A 17,858-nucleotide genomic window follows, 5' to 3' on the forward strand; every position below is an offset into this window, starting at 1 on the left:
CGGCGTTGCGCCACGAGGCGTGTGGCCTGCGTGGCAAGCAGGTGGAACCCTGGGGCATGAGTCAGGCGAGAGTCTGGTCGCCTACAGGAGCGTCTTCCGCACGGTGGGTCGCGGTGGATGCGCTGCATCGAGCAGCGTCATGCGGCCTGGCCGCCAACGCAGCGTGCGGGCTGCCCGCACGCGAGCCGGTAACCAGCGGTGGGCGCCGAGCCCACGCACTGGTCGGCACTCAGGCGGCGGCCGGTTCCTTGACCTGCGCCTTGACGCCCAGCAGCTGCACGATGCTGCTGGCCGCATCGCGGCCTTCGGCCACCGCGGTGACCACCAGGTCGGCGCCGCGCACGCAGTCGCCGCCGGCGAACAGGCGCGGGTTGCTGGTCTGGTAGGGCAGGCGGCCGTTGTCGTCGGCCGGTGCGACGATGCGGCCGTTGCTGCCGGCTTCCACGCCCTGCGCTGCCAGCCAGTCGGGCAGGGTCGGCGAGAAGCCGAAGGCGATGATCACCACGTCCGCTTCCAGCAGCGATTCGCTGCCTTCCACCGGCACCGCGTTGCGCCGCCCGCTGGCATCTGGCTCGCCGAGCCGGGTTTCCACCACGGTCACGCCGATCGCTTCGTCGTCGGCGCCGGATTCGATCGACAGCGGCTGACGGTTGAACAAAAAGCGCACGCCTTCCTCACGCGCGTTGGCGACCTCGCGTGCAGAGCCCGGCATGCTGGCCTCGTCGCGGCGGTAGGCGCAGGTGACCTTGGCCGCACCCAGGCGGATGGCGCTGCGCACGCAGTCCATGCCGGTGTCGCCGCCGCCGAGCACCACCACGCGCTTGCCGTTGAGATCGGGCAGCGCCATCTGGTCTTCCCAGCCGGCGATCGGCCGGCCGTGCGGGTCATTGCCGCTGACGATGCGGCTGTTCTGCACCAGGAACGGCAATGCCGGCAGCACGTTCTTCAGGTCCTGCCCGGGCAGCCCGCCATCGGTGTAGCGGTAGGCACCGGTGCCCAGGAACACCGCATCGAACTCGCCCAGCAACTGCTCGATGCTGACGTCGCGGCCCACTTCCACGCCCAGGCGGAACTGCACGCCCATGCCTTCGAGGATCTCGCGGCGCTTGCCGATCACCGACTTGTCCAGCTTGAAGCTGGGAATGCCGAACTGCAGCAGCCCGCCGATCTGCTCGTAGCGGTCGTAGACCACCGCCTCGATGCCGGCACGCACCAGACGGTCCGCGCAGGACAGGCCGGCCGGGCCTGCGCCGATCACCGCCACCCGCCAGCCGCTCGGCTGCACGTTGCCCAGGTCCGGGCGCCAGCCCATCTTGAAGGCGGTATCGACAATGTATTTTTCCACCGCGCCGATGGTGACCGCGCCGAATTCCTCCAGCGTGCAGCTGCCTTCGCACAGGCGGTCCTGCGGACACACCCGCCCGCACACTTCCGGCAGCGGATTGGTGGAGTGGCACAGTGCGGCGGCTTCTTCGATGCGGTTTTCCTGCACCAGCTGCAGCCACTGCGGGATTGCGTTGTGCACCGGGCATTTCCAGCTGCAGTACGGGTTGCCGCAGTCCAGGCAACGGCCGGACTGGTACTGCGCGTCGGCCTTGTCGAACTTGCCGTACAGCTCGCCCCAGTCACCGGACGTACGCAGCTCCACCGGAATGCGCGTGGGCATGGTCCGGGGCAGGTCGAGGAATTGGAAGGCTTGCTTGCGGCTCATAGGGCTGGGATTCGGGAGTTGGGATTGGGGATTCGCAACAGCGGGCGACGGGGGGCGGACGCGGTGCGAATCTCGAACAAACAATCACGACGCTGGAAGGCCGGGAGTGGAGATTCGGGAATCGGGATTCGCATAGCTTGAGCGAATCCCCAATCCCGATTCACCAATCCCGTCACTCAGGCGGCACGCCTGAGCGACTCTGTCAGCGACTCGATGCTGGCGGCCTTGGGTTTGACCAGCCAGAACTTGCCGATGTAGTCGCGGAACTCGTCCAGGATCTGCTGCGCCCAGATGCTGCCGGTCAGCTCGCGGTGGCGGCTGATCAGGGTGTGTAGGTGCTGGCGATGGTTCTCGAAGCCCTCGGCGGAGACGCGGTGGATGTCGATCAGCTCGTGGTTGTAGCGGTCCACGAAGTCGCGTTCGATATCCAGCACGTAGGCCAGCCCGCCGGTGAAACCGGCGCCGAAGTTCAGGCCGACCTTGCCCAGCACCAGCACCACGCCGTCGGTCATGTACTCGCAGCAGTGGTCGCCGGCACCTTCCACCACCGCCAGCGCGCCGGAGTTGCGCACCGCAAAGCGCTCGCCGGCGCGGCCAGCGGCGAACAGCTCGCCGCCGGTGGCGCCGTACAGGCAGGTGTTGCCCACGATCGGCGTGCTGCGCGCCTCGAAGCGCGCCCCGCGCGGCGGGCGCACCACCAGCCGGCCGCCGGCCATGCCCTTGCCGACGTAGTCGTTGGCTTCGCCTTCCAGCTCCAGCTGCAGGCCACCGGCGTTGAACGCGCCGAAGCTCTGCCCGGCGGTGCCGCGGAAGCGCAGATTCAACGGCGCATCGCTCATGCCGTGGTTGCCGTGCACGCGCGCGATGGCGCCGGACAGGCGCGCGCCGATCGAGCGGTCGGTGTTGTGGATCAGGAAACGGTGGTCGCCGCCGCGCTTGTTGGCGATCGCATCGGCGAGCAGGCCGTCCATCTGCGTGGCCAGGCTGTCGGGCGATTCGTACAGGCGCTGGGCCGCGCAATGGCTGCCGTCGTACTGCGCATGCGTGAGCAGGCGCGAGAGATCGACCTTGACCCCGGCACGCGGCGAGACCTCCAGCTGTTCGAGCAGGTCGGTGCGGCCGACGATGTCGTCCAGCGAACGCACGCCCAGGTAGGACAGCCACTGGCGCACCTCTTCGGCCAGCAGGCGGAAGAAATGCTCCACGCGCTCCGGCAGGCCGGTGAAGTAGTTCGCGCGCAGGCGCTCGTCCTGGGTGGCCACGCCGGTGGCGCAGTTGTTGAGGTGGCAGATGCGCAGGTACTTGCAGCCCAGCACGATCATCGGCGCGGTGCCGAAGCCGAAGCTGTCGGCGCCCAGCAACGCGGCCTTGACCACGTCCAGGCCGGTCTTCAGGCCGCCGTCGGTCTGCAGGATGGTGCGCTCGCGCAGGTCGTTGGCCACCAGCGCCTGGTGCGACTCGGCCACGCCCAGTTCCCACGGCACGCCGGCATAGCGGATCGAGCTGACCGGGCTGGCGCCGGTGCCGCCGTCGTGGCCGGACACGGTGATCAGGTCGGCGCCCGCCTTGACCACGCCGGCGGCAATGGTGCCGACGCCGGCATGGGCCACCAGCTTCACCGACACCAGCGCGGTCGGGTTGACCTGCTTGAGGTCGTAGATCAGCTGGGCCAGATCCTCGATCGAATAGATGTCGTGGTGCGGCGGCGGGCTGATCAGACCGATGCCGGGCTTGGCGTAGCGCAGCCGCGCGATCAGCTCGTTGACCTTGTGGCCGGGCAGCTGGCCGCCTTCGCCGGGCTTGGCGCCCTGGGCGACCTTGATCTGCAGCACTTCGGCGTTGACCAGGTATTCCGGGGTCACGCCGAAGCGGCCGGAGGCCACCTGCTTGATCTTGGAGCGCTTCTCGGTGCCATAGCGCGCCGGGTCTTCGCCGCCTTCGCCCGAGTTACTGCGCCCGCCCAGGCGGTTCATCGCGATGGCCAGCGCCTCGTGCGCTTCGGGCGACAACGCGCCCAGGCTGATCGCGGCGGTGTCGAAGCGACGCAACACATCTTCGGCCGGGGCCACCTCGTCCAGCGGGGTCGGGGTGTCGGCGCGCTTGAGCTGGACCAGATCGCGCAGCGTGGAGGCCGGGCGCGCATGCACCGCATCGACGTACTTCTGCCAGTCGCCGGCATCGCCGGTGCGGGTGGCGCGCTGCAGCGTCATGACCACGTCGGGGTTGTACATGTGGTACTCGCCGCCGTGCACGTACTTGAGCAGGCCGCCCACTTCCGGCTTGAGCTGGTCGTTCCAGGCGCGTGCGGTGAGCTCGCGCGCCTCGGTATCCAGCCGTGACAGGCCCACGCCGCCGATGCGTGCGGGCGTCTCGGCAAAGCAAAGCTCCACCACGTCCGGGTCCAGCCCGACGATCTCGAACAACTGCGCGCCGCGGTAGCTGGCGATGGTGCAGATGCCCATCTTGGAGATGATCTTGGACAGGCCCTTGTAGATGCCCTTGCGGTAGCGGCGGCCGATCTGCGACTGCTCGCCGCCCTTGCTCAGCTGCAGGATGCCGCGCCGGCCCAGGTCGAACAGCGTCTGGTAGGCCAGGTACGGATACACCGCGGTGGCGCCGAAGCCGAGCAGGCAGGCCATGTGGTGCGCATCGCGCGCGGTGCCGGTTTCGATGATCAGGTTGACGTCGCAGCGCAGGCCCACCTTGCACAGGTGGTGGTGCACCGCGCCGGTGGCCAGCAGCGCATGCGCCATCGGCCGGTCCGGGACCGGGTAGCGGTCGGACAGCAGCAGCATCACCGCGCCCTCGCGCGCGGCCGCCTCCACGTCCTGGCAGATGCGTTCCAGGCCGGCCTTGAGGCCTTCCTCCACGCTGTAGGACAGGTCGATCAGGCGGTTGCGCTCGACGTACTGCTCCATCTTCAGCAACTGGCGCAGCTTGCGCTGGCTGAGCACCGGCGAGTTGAGGATGACGTGGTTCACCGTCTCCGCACCGGCGTGGAAGATGTTGGTCTCCTTGCCGAGCTGGGTGGTGAGCGACATCGCGATGCCTTCGCGCAGCGGGTCGATCGGCGGGTTGGTGACCTGCGCGAAGGCCTGGCGGAAGTAGTCGTACAACGGCCGGGTCTGGCGGCTGAGCACCGCCATCGGGGTGTCGTCGCCCATCGAGCCGGTGGCTTCCTGCTCGGTCTCGGCCAGCGGGCGCAGGATCTGCTCCACTTCCTCGGTGCTGAGCTGGAACAGCTTGTGGTAGCTGCGCAGGGTCTGCTCGCTGAAGGGTTCTTCCACCAGCGAAGGGTCGATCAGTTCGGTCTGCAGATAGGTCACGCCCTGCTGCAGCCATTGCTTGTACGGCGCGCGCGCGCGGTTGATGCGGTCGATGGCGTCCGAGTCCAGCAGATCGCCGCGCTTGAGGTCGATCGCCATCATCTCGCCCGGGCCCAGCTTGCCCTTGCGGGTGATGCGTTCGGCGGGCAGCTCCCACACGCCGGCCTCGGAGGCCACCAGGAAATGGCGGTCGGAGGTCAGCATCCAGCGCGCCGGGCGCAGGCCGTTGCGGTCGAGCATGCAGGCGGCATAGCGGCCGTCGCAGGCGACGATGCCGGCCGGGCCGTCCCACGGCTCAGTATTGAGGCCGTAGAACTCGTAGAACGCAGCCAGGTCGGCGTCCTTGAACTCCAGCGACTGGGTCGCCGGCGGCACCAGGATGCGCAGCGCCTGCAGCAGGTCCATGCCACCGGCGATCAGCAGCTCGAGCATGTTGTCCAGGCTCTGCGAGTCCGAGCCGTGCATGGAGATCACCGGGTCGAACTCGGCGATGTCGAAACGCGGGGTCTGCCACACCTTGCTGCGCGCCTGCGCCCAGCGGCGGTTGCCTTCGATGGTGTTGATCTCGCCGTTGTGGGCGAGCAGGCGGAACGGATGCGCCAGCGGCCAGCGCGGCAGCGTGTTGGTGGAAAAGCGCTGGTGAAAGACGATCGCGCTGGAGGACAGGTCGCTGCGCTGTAGGTCCGGGTAGAACGTGCTCAGCTTGTCCGGCAGCACCATGCCCTTGTAGCTGATGCCGTTGGGCGAGAGCGTGGTGACGTAGAAGTTTTCCACCTCGCGCAGCGCCTGCTCGGCGCGGCGGCGCGCCAGGAACAGCGCCAGGGTGAAGCCATCTTCGCTCTGCTCGGCGCCGGCATCGACGAATACCTGTTCGATGCGCGGCAAGGTGTCGCGTGCCAGCTGGCCGCAGACGCTGTCGTCGGTGGGCACCACGCGCCAGCCGCGGAACTGCACGCCGGCGCTGTGCAACTGGGTTTCCAGTTCGGTGCGACAGCGTGCGGCATCGGCTTCGTCCAGCGGCAGGAACACCACACCGGCCGCGTAACGCGTGCCCAGGGCGATGCCGGCATCGCGCGCCAGCCCGCGGAGGAACGCATCGGGCTTGCGGATCAGCAGGCCGCAGCCATCGCCGGTGAGGCCGTCGGCCGCCACGCCGCCGCGGTGGGTCATGCGCGAGAGCGCCGCAATTGCGGTGTCCACCAGCGAGCGGGAAGGTTGGTCGTCCAACTGGGCGACCATGCCAAAACCACAGGCGTCGCGCTCATCGCGCGCGCTGTTGTAGAGACCGTGGTCGTTGAGCCCTTGGCGAGTGCGGGGGGCCATGTCTGCCTCTTTGCGATCTGGGAGAGCGGCGACGACGTTGCAGCGCTCGATCCGTGGAGCGTTTCGAAGAGGTCACCGGATGATCGACTAGACCACAGTTGATGCGGTGCCGCAATACACCGTTACAGCTGCAACGAGGGCGGCCGCAAGGCCTTGTGCCAGCTGGCTTGGCGCCTGTTCGCCAACAGGCGCCAACCGATACTTAGCCGCAACGCACCGAAGCGATCACGTTCTTGGCATCCACTTCCAGATTGAGCCGTTCGCCGTTGAACTCCATCGTGGTCATCTGGCCGGGCTTGAGCACGCGCACCGACTTGGCGCCTGCGTCTGTGCGGGCCTGGTCGCTCACCGCATCGGTCAGCGCCTGGCCCACCAGCGATTGCACCTGGGTGGCATCGCAGCTGCCGATCGGCGGCGCTTCGGGCGCGGCCGCCGGTGCCGGTGCGGCGGCCTGTTCGGCGGCTTGCTGCGCCTTGGCGGAGACGGCTTCCTGCTCGTCCGGTTGCGGCGAACCGCAGGCAGTCAATGCCGCCAGCACGACCAGGGTACAGGCCAGACGGGCGGTAGGCAGGACAGCACGCATCGATGACTCCAGCACAGTAGGGGAGGTCCAAGCATAAGCAGAAAACCCGCTCGCGGGCATCGCTTGCCCACATGGCGTTGTCGTAGCGTTGACGCGGCCTAGTCCTGACCGGCTCAACAATCGGCGCCTGTCCTTCGATCCGTGCGCAATGAAAGCCAAACGTGTTCTTCGCAATGCCGCCGCCACCGCCAGCGCGGCCGGCAAGTTGGCCACCGTTGCCGCCGGCGCGGTGGCCGCCACCGCCGCGGTGGCGAGCGTGGCCGCGGTTGCACAGGCCAAGGCCACCGCGCGCGCGGCCGGGCTCACCTACGTCAACGATCAGCAGCCCGGCATCAGCCGCCGCAAGGCCGGCAAGAGCTTCAGTTACCGCAGCGCGGATGGACAACGCGTAGCCGATGCCGACACCTTGCAGCGCATCCGCGCGCTGGCGATTCCGCCGGCGTATACCGAGGTGTGGATCTGCGCCAAGCCCAACGGCCATCTGCAGGCCACCGGCCGCGATGCGCGCCGGCGCAAGCAGTACCGCTACCACGCCGATTGGGCGCAGGTGCGCGGCGAAGGCAAGTTCGAACGGGTGATCGCCTTCGGCCAGGCGCTGCCCAAGTTGCGCCGCAGGCTGCGCCGCGATCTGGTCCTGCCGGGATTTCCGCGCGAGAAGGTGCTGGCGATCGTGGTGGCGTTGCTGGCCGACACACTGGTGCGTGTAGGCAACGCCGAATATGCGCGCAGCAATCGGTCCTACGGGCTGACCACGTTGCGCAACCGGCACATGGAATTCCTGCGCGGCGGACGTGCGCGGCTGAAGTTCCGCGGCAAGAGCGGCCAGGATCACGATATCGAGGTGGACGACAAGCAACTGGTCAAACTGATCCGCGAATGCCAGCAATTGCCGGGGCAATCGCTGTTCCAGTACCGCGATGACGACGGCCAGCTGCAGCCGGTGGACTCGGGCGAGGTCAACGACTACCTGCGCGAGGCGATGGGCGAGGATTTCACCGCCAAGGATTTCCGTACCTGGGGCGGCACGCTGGCGGCATTGCAACGTCTGGCACGGTTGCCGCTACCCGAGCGCATGAGCGAGCGCGCGCTGACCCAGGTGCAGAACGATGTCATCCGCGAAGTGGCCGATGCGCTGGGCAACACGCCCTCGGTGTGTCGCAAGGCGTATATCGACCCGTGCGTGTTCGAAGGCTGGCGCGCCGGTCACTTGCAGGCCATGGCCACCGGCGTGCGCGGCGAGCGCCAATGGGAGGCGGCCACGCTGAAGTTCTTGAGCGCTTCGCGTAACAAGCCCAAGGCACGGGCAAGGCCTGCATCAAAGCGGAAGTCCGCTTGAAAACGGCGACAAAAACGACTGCGCTGACCCCCAGGCGGGCGCGGCAGGTGCCACAAGTACAGTGCGGTTGCTGCTCGCCGTCCACGCTTACGTGAAGCCGACGCGCTAGATTTTGTCAGCCACTCCAAGTGGAGGACCGGGAGCCGGATAGCAGCAGTGCCTTACCGAATCCCGAATCTCCAATCCCGAATCCCAAACGACTCAGCCGCAGTAGATCGCGGTGATGTTGTTGTTCGGGCCGGTCTCGACGGTGAGGTGATCGCCACCGCTTTCGCTGGCGCCCTGGGCCGGGTCGGCCAGGCCGCTGGCAGTGGTGCCGCCGGTGGCGCGCTCGCCGCGGCGCACGCTGACCTGCAGGCTGTCGCTGTCCACGCGCGCGCGTTCGATGGTCTGTGCCGCCGCGGCCAGGCCGACTGCGCCGCGCACCTTGTCGATATGGCACTGCCCGGAAATGGCCCCGTCGATGGGCTGCACCTGCACGACCTGGTTGGAGGCACAGGCCGAGAGCAACAACACGGCAGCGAGCGGAGCAAGGGTGCGGATCATCGGAGATCTCCAGCGGAAGAATGGCGCAAGCGTGAAGAAAGCGTTGTTGGCGTGGCATGAAGACTGCCCGCAGCCCGTGCAAACGCCGGCTGACGCTGTTGGGCGTGGCGCCCCAGTCGGCGCGCGGCCCCGGCAAAACCGGCGCTGCGTACCATCTGCACGTACAGCGCAATGTCACCGAGATCGACCACCAGCGGCCTTGGCGCGTGCGGAGGCTGCCTGCGTGCTTACTGCGTCCGCGTCAGTCCGTGACGGCGCAGCAGCTGCCGCAGGCGACATTGCACCCGCTGCAGATCGGCTGCAGCCGCCTCATCCAGAATGCCTTTGGCCAAGGCATCGAATTGCGGCCAGAACTGGCTGGGGTCGCGCACCCGCTGCGGCCAGACCGACAACATCTTGCCCAGATCGGAAAGCTGGTGATTGGTGTGGGTGCGTATGCGTGTGCTCATGTCGCGTCTCCCGGCCAGTCCAGGGCGACAGCGTGGACCGCACCGTCGTCGACCAGAGTGAAAGCAAGCTCGGCTTGCGCTATGCCGTCGATTTCCAGCCGTGGCTCGACACCGGGGCGCTGGGTGACGTCAATGACGTAGGTGCTGGTGCCGAAGCGATAGCGCAGCTGGTACTGGGGCCAGCTGGCCGGGATGCACGGCACGAGGTGCAGGCGCTCGCCATGGCGTTGCAGGCCGAGCAGCGATTCGGTCAGCAAGCGGTACATCCAGCCGGCGGCGCCGGTGTACCAGCTCCAGCCGCCGCGGCCGGCGTGCGGCGCCACCGCGTAGACATCGGCCGCCAGCACATAGGGTTCGGCCTTGTAGCGCTGCACGCCCGCCGCGTCGCGGGCGTGGTGGATTGGGTTGATCAGGCCGGCCAGTTGCCAGGCCCGCGCGCTGTCGCCCAGATGCGCGAAGGCCATCGTCGCCCACACCGCCGCATGCGTGTACTGGCCGCCGTTTTCGCGCACGCCGGGGACGTAACCGCGGATATAGCCGGGGTCGTGCCCGGTGCGATCGAACGGCGGCACCAGCAACTTGACGATGCCGGCGTCGGGATCCACCAGCTGCTGGTGCATCGCGTCCATCGCCTGTGCGCTGCGTGCCGGGTCCATCGCACCGGACAGCACCGCCCAACTCTGCGACAGCGAATCGATGCGGCATTCGTCCGAATCGCTCGAACCCAGCGGCGTGCCGTCGTCGAACCAGGCACGCCGGTACCAGCGCCCATCCCAGGCATGCTGCTCCAGCGCGGTGCGCAAGGCCTGCGCATGCGTGCGGCAGGTCGCCGCGAATGCCGCATCGTCGCGCTGCACGGCCACCTCTGCGAACCTTAGCAGCGTGTCGTAGAGGAAGAACCCCAGCCACACGCTCTCGCCTTTGCCGTCCTTGCCGACCCGGTTCATGCCGTCGTTCCAGTCGCCGCTGCCGATCAACGGCAGGCCGCGTTCGCCCAGCCGTGCCATGCCGCGTTGCAGGGCGAGCACGCCGTGCGCGTACAGCGACTGCATGTTGGCGGTGATCTGCGGCAGGTCGTAATACGATTCCTCGTCGGGCTTGAGGGCGCGCCCGTCGATAAAGCTCACCCGCTCGTCCAGCACACTGGCGTCGTTGGTGACGTCCAGATAGCGGCATAGCGCCTGCGGCAACCACAGAAAATCGTCCGAGCACTGCGTGCGCACGCCGCGGTCCTGTGGCGGGTGCCACCAATGCTGCACATCGCCCTGCACGAACTGATGCGCGGCGCAGCGCAGCAGATGCGCGCGTGCCAGCGCTGGCTGCCCGTGCACCATCGCCATGCTGTCCTGCAACTGGTCCCGGAAGCCGTACGCGCCACCGGACTGGTAGTAGCCGCTGCGTGCCAGGAACCGGCAGGCGATGGTCTGGTAGAGCAGCCAGCCGTTGGCCAGCAGATCCACCGCCGGATCGGGCGTGGTGACCTGCACGGTGCCCAGAACCTGCTGCCAATGCGCGCGCACCGCCAGCAAGGCGGTGTGCGCGGCGGCCACGCCACGGCTCTGGCGGGCCAGTGTCAGTGCGGTGTCGCGATCCACCGCCGCGCCCAGGCGGAATACCGTTTCGAAGCTCTGTTCGGCCGCCAGCGTGACCGGGATCTGGATCACCGCGCACGGGTCCAGGCCGGCACCCACGCGCCCGGACAGACGTTGCCGGCTGAGTGCGGCGGGCGCGGCCAGGCTGCCATTGCGCCCGATGAATTCGCTGCGGTCTGCGGTGATGCTGCGGCTGGGTGCATCGGCATCGAAGAACGCCACGCGCCCGTCGAACTCGGTGTTGTACGGGTTGCGCGCGGTCAGCACGCTGCTGCCCAGGTCCACCTCGCTGACCACGTGCAACTGCGAGCGGGTGCGGATGTCGCCCAGCACCCACTCCACGTACCCGGTGACGCTGAGCCGGCGCGGGCGGCCGGAAAGATTCTTCAACCGCAGATGGCTGAACTTGATCGGGCGCTCCACATCCACGAACACCCACAGCTCGCTGCCGATGCCGTGTTCGATATGGCTGTAGACGCTGTAACCGAAGCCGTGGCGCACCGTGTAGCGACCGCTGCCGCGGCATGGCAGCGCCATCGGCGACCACACCTGGCCGGTGTCTTCGTCGCGCAGGTAGAACGCTTCGCTGGAGGCATCGCCGACCGGGTCGTTGTGCCACGGCGTGAGGCGGAATTCGTGCGCGTTTTCGGCCCAGCTGTAGCCGGGGCTGCTGTCGCTGACCACGCTGCCGAACTGCGCGTTGGCCATCACGTTGCACCACGGCGCCGGCGTGGCCGCGCCTTCGTCCAGGGTGATGCGGTATTCGCGGCCGTCGGCGGCGAACGCGCCCAGGCCGTTGTCGAACAGCACAGGTTCTTCGGCGGCGGCCTGCAGGGTTCGGTCCAGGTAGGCGGCGTGGGTGCTGCTGAGGTAATCGGCGCTGTCCAGTTGCTTGATGGGCTCCAGCAACGGCGGATGCGCACGCGCGCTGGGGTGGCGCTGCAATTGCGCGTCCAGGCTGCCGTTGGCATCGCTGAGGATCGCGCGCGCCACGGTCTGCAGCAGCACGCGGTCTTCCTGCGAGATGTGTTCGATGGCGCGCACGAAGATGCCGCCGGGGCGGTCGAGCACATTGGCCTCGGGGTCTGCGGCGATCAGGCCCAGGATGGCGTCCTGCAGCGATTGCCGATAGCCGGCCTGGCTTTCGTTCCAGATCACCAGATCCGCGCGCAAGCCTTTCAGGCGCCAGTACGCGTGTGCCTGCACCAGCTGGCGCACCAGCTCCAGATTGTCCGGGTCGGCGATGCGCAACAGCACGATCGGCAGATCGCCGGAGATGGCGTGACTCCACAGCGCCGACTGGCCGCGATGGTTGTGCAGCAGCACCTCGCTGTCGGCGCGCAATTGCGGGTCGACGAACAGCACGCGTGCGGCCAGCCGTTCGTAGAGCATCGCGTCTTCCAGCGAGGCGTTGATCTGCCGGCGGATGACCTGGCTCTGGGTCAGCGCCAGGTCGAACACGCGGTCGGCCAGACGGCGGTCGCGGTACTTGTCGATCAACGCGGTGCAGGCCGCGCGTTGGGTGCCGACGCCGTAGACCATGTCCACCTGCGCCTGTTGATCCGGCGCCAGCGAAATGCGGCAGCGGATCGCCACGATCGGGTCCAGCACCGAGCCGGCCGCGCCGGACAGGCTGGCCTGATCGCGCAGGGCCAGCGGATTGCGGGTGCTGCGCCCGCGCCCGACAAATGCAGCGCGATCGGTCTCGTAGGAGATCGACGCCACGTCGGCATCGTGCACTGCGACCAAATGCAGCATCCACGGCTGCGCCTCGTCGTGCCCGCGCGGGCGACGCGTGCACAGCAACGCCTGTTTGTCGGCCAGGATCTCGGTCTGCACGAACAGGTTGCTGAAGGCCGGATGCGCCTCGTCGGCCTGTGCCGGTGCCAGCACCACTTCGGCGTAGGTGGTGATTTCGATCACCCGCGTCTGCCGCGAGCGGTTGCGGATACGCAAGCGGCGCAGTTCCACATCGTCTTCGGCGGAAATGGCGATTTCCAGATGGCTGTCGTAACGCTGGTGGCTGCCCTTGAACTCGGCCTTCGCATCGGAAAAGATCGCCTCGTACCGTTCCACCGGCACGCAGGTGGGCTGATGCGCGGCCGACCACACCGCGCCGCTGTCCACATCGCGCAGATAGCAGAACGTGCCCCAGTGATCGCGGGTGCCGTCTTCGCGCCAACGCGTCACCGCCATGTCGCGCGCGCGGCTGTAGCCGCCACCGGCCGACGTCAGCATGCCGTGGTAACGCCCATTGGAGAGCAATTGCAGCGCCGGCTGCGGCAGATTGGGGTCGCGATGGATGCGCAAGGCCATGCCGGCTTCGGTGGCCACAGGGCGCTCGGCGGCGTCGGCCAGGCCTTTGACATACACGCCAGCGCGCGGTGCACGCTCCTGCAAGAGCAACAGCGTGGCCTGGAATTGCGGGTCGGCGACAAAGCGCTTCTGCATCGGCCCGTCGCGCAACACGTGGTCCAGCGCCAGCAGCGCCATGCCCTGGTGATGCGACATGAACGAGCGCACCAGCGCATGCTGTTCGCCACGCGGCACGCGCGAGGGGGTGTAGTCGATCGCCTCGTACAAGCCGAAACGCCCGCCAAATCCCAGCGCCTGCAGTTGCTGCAGATTGCGGCAGGCCGCATCCGGCTCGACTATCAGCGCCATCGCGCTGGCGTAGGGGGCGATCACCAGATCCTGGCCAAGGCCGCGCTTGAGCCCCAGGCCGGGCACACCGAATGCGCGGTACTGATAATTGCGCCGCGTATCGACGGTGTTGTAGCCCGATTCGGACACACCCCACGGCACATCGCGTGCGGTGCCATAGCGGATCTGCGCCTGCACCGCGCCGCGCATCGAACGGCTCAGCAGCGTCTGCGGGTAGCTGGGCATGACCAGATCGGGCATCAGGTACTCGAACATCGAGCCGCTCCACGACAGCAGCGTGGGCTCGGCGCCGGTGTCGGTCAGCGTGCGGCCGAGTGCGAACCAGCTCTCCTGCGGCAACTTGCCCTGGGCGATCGCCACGAAGATGCCCAGGCGCGCCTCGGAGGCGAGCAGATCGTAATGGCCGCTATCCAGGCGCTGGTCGTCGACGTTGTAGCCGATCGAGAGCAACTGCTGGGCGGGGCTGTAGAGGAAATCGTAGTCCAGCTGCGCCAGCTGCCCGGCGATATGCGCCAGCCGTTGCAGCTCCTGCACGCGTCCGGCGGCCCAGGTCTGCACGCCGGGTGCGTGGTCGCTGGCGGCGAGTTGCCGCAGCGTGGCGACCGCATCGCCGGGTTGTTCGGTCGCCTGCGCAGCGCTGCCGGCAGGCGCCGCCGTGCAGTGGCCCACTTCGGCCAGGGCCGCCTCGCAGCTGTCGATCAAGCGTTGCGGCCACGGCTCGTCATTGTCGCTGCCCGGCATCAGCGCCAGGATCGTGTGGCTCTGCGCCAGCAGCAGGCGCAGCGCTTGGTCGGCCTGGTGCAGGCTCGGCGCGGGCTGGCTGCGGATGCTCTGCAAGCTCTGCGACATGGCGTCCAGCGCATTGGCGGCGGCGTCGCTGCGTGTCTGCGCTCGCGATGCCAGCACGCCCAGGGTGTCGGCCAGCCCATCGAACACCGCCATCGACACCGCCGGCGCATCCACCAGTGCCAGCAGGCCTTGCCGCAGCGTCAGCAGATGCCCGACCAGGTTGCCGCTGTCCACGGTGGAGACGTAGCGCGGCAACAGCGGCACCAGCGTTTCGGTGTCGTACCAGTTGTAGAAGTGGCCGCGATAACGCGGCAGCGTTTCCAGCGTGGTCAAGGTATCGGCCACGCGGGTCATCACGCCGGCCACCGTCAGGTAGCCCAGATCGTAGGCGGCCAGATTGGCCAGCAGGCCCAGCCCGATATTGGTCGGCGAGGTGCGGTTGGCCACCACCGTGACCGGGTATTCCTGCACGTTGTCCGGTGGCAGCCAGTGGTGCTGCGCGGTGCAATGGCTTTCGAAGAACGCCCAGGTGCGCCGCGACAATCCACCGAGGAAAGCGCGTTGTTCCTGCGACAACTGCGCCACCGGTGCGGCGGGTTGTTCGCCCAGCCAGGCCATCAGCCAGGGCGCGGCCATCCACGCCAGCCCCAGCGGCAATGCCGCCCACAACGCCAACGGCGACCACCACGCCACCGCGGCGATCGCCAATGCCGCGCTGCACGCGGCGCCGGCCATCAGCTGTTGCTCGGCATTGCCGCTGCGCGCGCTGCGTTCCACTTCGCTGGATGGCGCCCACTGCAGCAGATGGCGCCGGGTGATCGACATCCGCACCAGCGTGCGGGCGATGGCGGCCAGCTGCATCCCTGCTTCGAACGGCAGGCAGGCCAGCACCACGCCGGTGCGTAGCAGATGCTGACGCAGCCCCACACCGACCTGGCGCGCGTGATGACGCAGCCCCAGGCCCTCGGGCGGATGCGCCAGCGCATACACCGCCGAACACAGCCCCGGCAGCAGCCATAGCACCAGCAGCCACAGCGTCCAGCGCAATGGCGTGGGTGAGCAGAACCAGCCGATCAGCAACAGACTCAGCGCGGCCGGGGCCACCAGGCTGCGGCGCAGGTTGTCCAGCAGCTTGCCGCGCGACAGCCACGACAAGGGATTGCGCGCGCGCCGGCCACCCCGGTCGGGCACCCACGGCAGCAACCACGGCAGCAACTGCCAGTCGCCACGCACCCAGCGCGCGCGGCGCTTGGCATCGGTGGCATAGCGTTGCGGGTGGCGCTCGTACAGCCGCACGTCGCTGAGCAGCCCGGCGCGCACGTAACAGCCCTCCAGCAGGTCATGGCTGAGCACACGGTTGTCGGGAAAGCGGCCGGCCAGCACCTGCTCGAAGGTGGCCACGGCATAGATGCCCTTGCCGATGAAGGAGCCTTCGCCGAACAGATCCTGATACACGTCCGACACCACACGCGTGTACGGGTCGATGCCCGGCTCGATGCCGAACATGCGCGCAAACCGCGACTCGCCGCCCTCGCTCATGCCGGTGCCCAGGCCCGGCTGCAGAATGCCGTAACCGGCCTCGACGATCTGCCCGGCCGCATCCATGCGCGGCACATTCAACGGATGCGACATCGCCCCGACCAGCGCGCGTGCCGCATCGCGCGGCAGGTGGGTGTCGCTATCGAGCGTGATCACATAGCGCACCTGCACCAGCGCGGCGACATCGCCTTGCACCTGCAGGAATTCGCTGGCCGCCTGCAGCCGCGCGTCGTCGGCGCAGAGCAGGCGGTTGAGCGCCTCGAGCTTGCCGCGCTTGCGTTCTGCGCCCATCCAGCAGCCTTCGCCCGCGCTCCACTGGCGTGCGCGATGCAGCAGGAAGAAGCGATCGCCGTGCGCATCGGCATAGGCCGCGTTAAGCCGGTCGATATGCTGCGCCGTATGTGCCACCAATGCCATGTCGCCAGGCAACAGCGCTTGCGTGGCATCGAGAAAATCGGTGAGCAGCGCGAAGTACAACTGTGCGTCGCGGTTGGCCAGGTAATGCACCTCCAAGGCGCCGACCAGCTCGTCGATGGCCTCGTGACTGGCGAGCATGCTCGGCATCACCACCAGCGTGCGGCAGTCGGGCGTGATGCCGGCACGCAGGTCCATGCGCGGCAACGGATGCGGGCGCACCCACAGCGTTGCCACCCAGTTGACCAGCGCAATGCCCAGCTCGCTGGCGGCCAGCAGCGCGATGCCAGCGGTGATCCACCACAGCGCCGGCGGCAGTGCGCTCACGCCCTGCAGCAGCACGCCGGTCCACAGCAACGCGATCGCTGCGATCGGCAACAGGTAGAGCGGCAGCGCAACGCGATGCGCGCGCGGGCGAGGGGGGGGCGGCGTATCTGCCGCAGCTGGGTCGCGAAGCGCGGCACGCAGCCGCGGCAATCCCGCATCCACCAGGTAATAGCCCACGTGGCCGGCCACCGGCATCGCGGCATCTGCGTGCGCCGCCAGCTGCAGCACGGCCTCGGCCACGTCCGGCTCGTCGCGGTCCAGGCGCTGCGCCAGCTGTTCCACCACATGCCGGTAGCTATCGCGGGTATGGAAATCCATGCGTGCGTAGACGTCGGCCGGATCCTTGCGCAAAGTCTGCTCGACCACGCTCATGGCCTCGACGAAATCGCGCCAATCCATGTCGTCCAGGAACCGCAGGCTGCCGATGCTGTTGCTGATCGCCACCTGCTCGGCTGCCTGGCGCTGGCTTTCGGCGTGCACCAGCGCTTCCACACTGTGGCCCTCGCTTGCCAGCCATTGCTCCACCCAGGCGCTGGCCATCGACAACACCGGCCCACGGCCGTGGATGCCGCGCGTCAGCTCGGCCACGAATGCACCGGTCACCGGTGGCTGTGAGCGCGCCAGATCGGCCACCACCACCACCACGTCCTTGGGTTGCGCCGCCGCCGTGGCGTTGAGCAACGCGGCCCAATGCGCGGCCAGGCGGGTGTCGCGCCCGTCGTGCATGATGTCGTCGGCAACGCGGCGCAGGTTGTCGATCAGCGCCAGCCGCAACATGATCGGAATCGCCCACAACTCGCCGAGCTTGAGCGGTGCCACCTGTTGGTAGGCGGCGATGAAACGGCTCAGCGTGATGACATCCACGCGTCCGTCGCCATGCGCCACCACCTGCAAGCCCAGCTCGTAGACGCGCGGCAGGCCCACCGACGTTGGCGTGCGCAGACGCGGTAATTGCCGGCTATACCCGGGCGGAAGATGCTGACGCGCCAGGCGCATCTGCTCTTCCACCAGATAATAGTTGTCCAATAACCACTCGCCGGCCGGATGCAGGCGCAAGCCATCGGCAGACATTTCGGCCAATCGCGCTGCGGCCGTGCCGAGCGAGCGCTCGTTGAATTTGAGTTGCGACAGCAGCAGCTCGCGGGTAGGCCCGGTATAGAGCACATGCGCCTGCGCCAGGCTGTGCCCCAGCGCCTCCATCTGCTCGTCGCCAAGCAAGGCCGCGCCTTCAGGCACGGCATCGCGCACCGACGGATGCT

At 68.1% G+C, this 17,858-nt stretch carries 7 protein-coding genes; 1 reads left to right on the forward strand and 6 read right to left on the reverse strand.

All coding sequences use genetic code 11. The features are described from left to right. Positions 1 to 229: 229 nt before the first annotated feature. The 3 genes from DGN21_RS00160 to DGN21_RS00170 all read right to left on the reverse strand — a co-directional run bounded on the left by DGN21_RS00160 (position 230) and on the right by DGN21_RS00170 (position 6,943). Positions 230 to 1,711, reverse strand: coding sequence for an FAD-dependent oxidoreductase (locus tag DGN21_RS00160; protein ID WP_160955044.1), 1,482 nt, complete (start codon positions 1,709 to 1,711; stop codon positions 230 to 232). Between the two features lie 176 nt (positions 1,712 to 1,887). Next, the gene (gltB, locus tag DGN21_RS00165; protein ID WP_126966819.1) at positions 1,888 to 6,360 is read right to left on the reverse strand and encodes a glutamate synthase large subunit; all 4,473 of its coding nucleotides are present in this window, start codon (positions 6,358 to 6,360) and stop codon (positions 1,888 to 1,890) included. A gap of 202 nt (positions 6,361 to 6,562) precedes the next feature. After that, complete coding sequence (locus DGN21_RS00170; protein WP_016901590.1) at positions 6,563 to 6,943, reverse strand: I78 family peptidase inhibitor; 381 nt, start codon at positions 6,941 to 6,943, stop codon at positions 6,563 to 6,565. A 58-nt stretch (positions 6,944 to 7,001) separates the two neighbouring features. Here DGN21_RS00170 and DGN21_RS00175 point away from each other — a divergent pair, with 58 nt between their 5' ends. After that, the gene (locus DGN21_RS00175) at positions 7,002 to 8,279 is read left to right on the forward strand and encodes a DNA topoisomerase IB (RefSeq protein WP_181097841.1); all 1,278 of its coding nucleotides are present in this window, start codon (positions 7,002 to 7,004) and stop codon (positions 8,277 to 8,279) included. Between the two features lie 201 nt (positions 8,280 to 8,480). Here DGN21_RS00175 and DGN21_RS00180 read toward each other — a convergent pair whose 3' ends face one another. The 3 genes from DGN21_RS00180 to DGN21_RS00190 form a co-directional block, all read right to left on the reverse strand. Further along, positions 8,481 to 8,825, reverse strand: coding sequence for a hypothetical protein (locus DGN21_RS00180; RefSeq protein WP_024940425.1), 345 nt, complete (start codon positions 8,823 to 8,825; stop codon positions 8,481 to 8,483). A 227-nt stretch (positions 8,826 to 9,052) separates the two neighbouring features. Further along, positions 9,053 to 9,274 (reverse strand): hypothetical protein, encoded by a 222-nt coding sequence (locus DGN21_RS00185; RefSeq protein ID WP_046345213.1) that lies wholly within the window; start codon positions 9,272 to 9,274, stop codon positions 9,053 to 9,055. After that, complete coding sequence (locus tag DGN21_RS00190; RefSeq protein ID WP_215825220.1) at positions 9,271 to 17,799, reverse strand: glucoamylase family protein; 8,529 nt, start codon at positions 17,797 to 17,799, stop codon at positions 9,271 to 9,273. The genes DGN21_RS00185 and DGN21_RS00190 overlap by 4 nt, the downstream gene beginning before the upstream one ends. Between the last annotated feature and the right edge of the window lie 59 nt (positions 17,800 to 17,858).

The sequence above is a fragment of the Xanthomonas sp. MLO165 genome (genome assembly GCF_018831305.1).
Lineage (GTDB): Bacteria > Pseudomonadota > Gammaproteobacteria > Xanthomonadales > Xanthomonadaceae > Xanthomonas > Xanthomonas arboricola.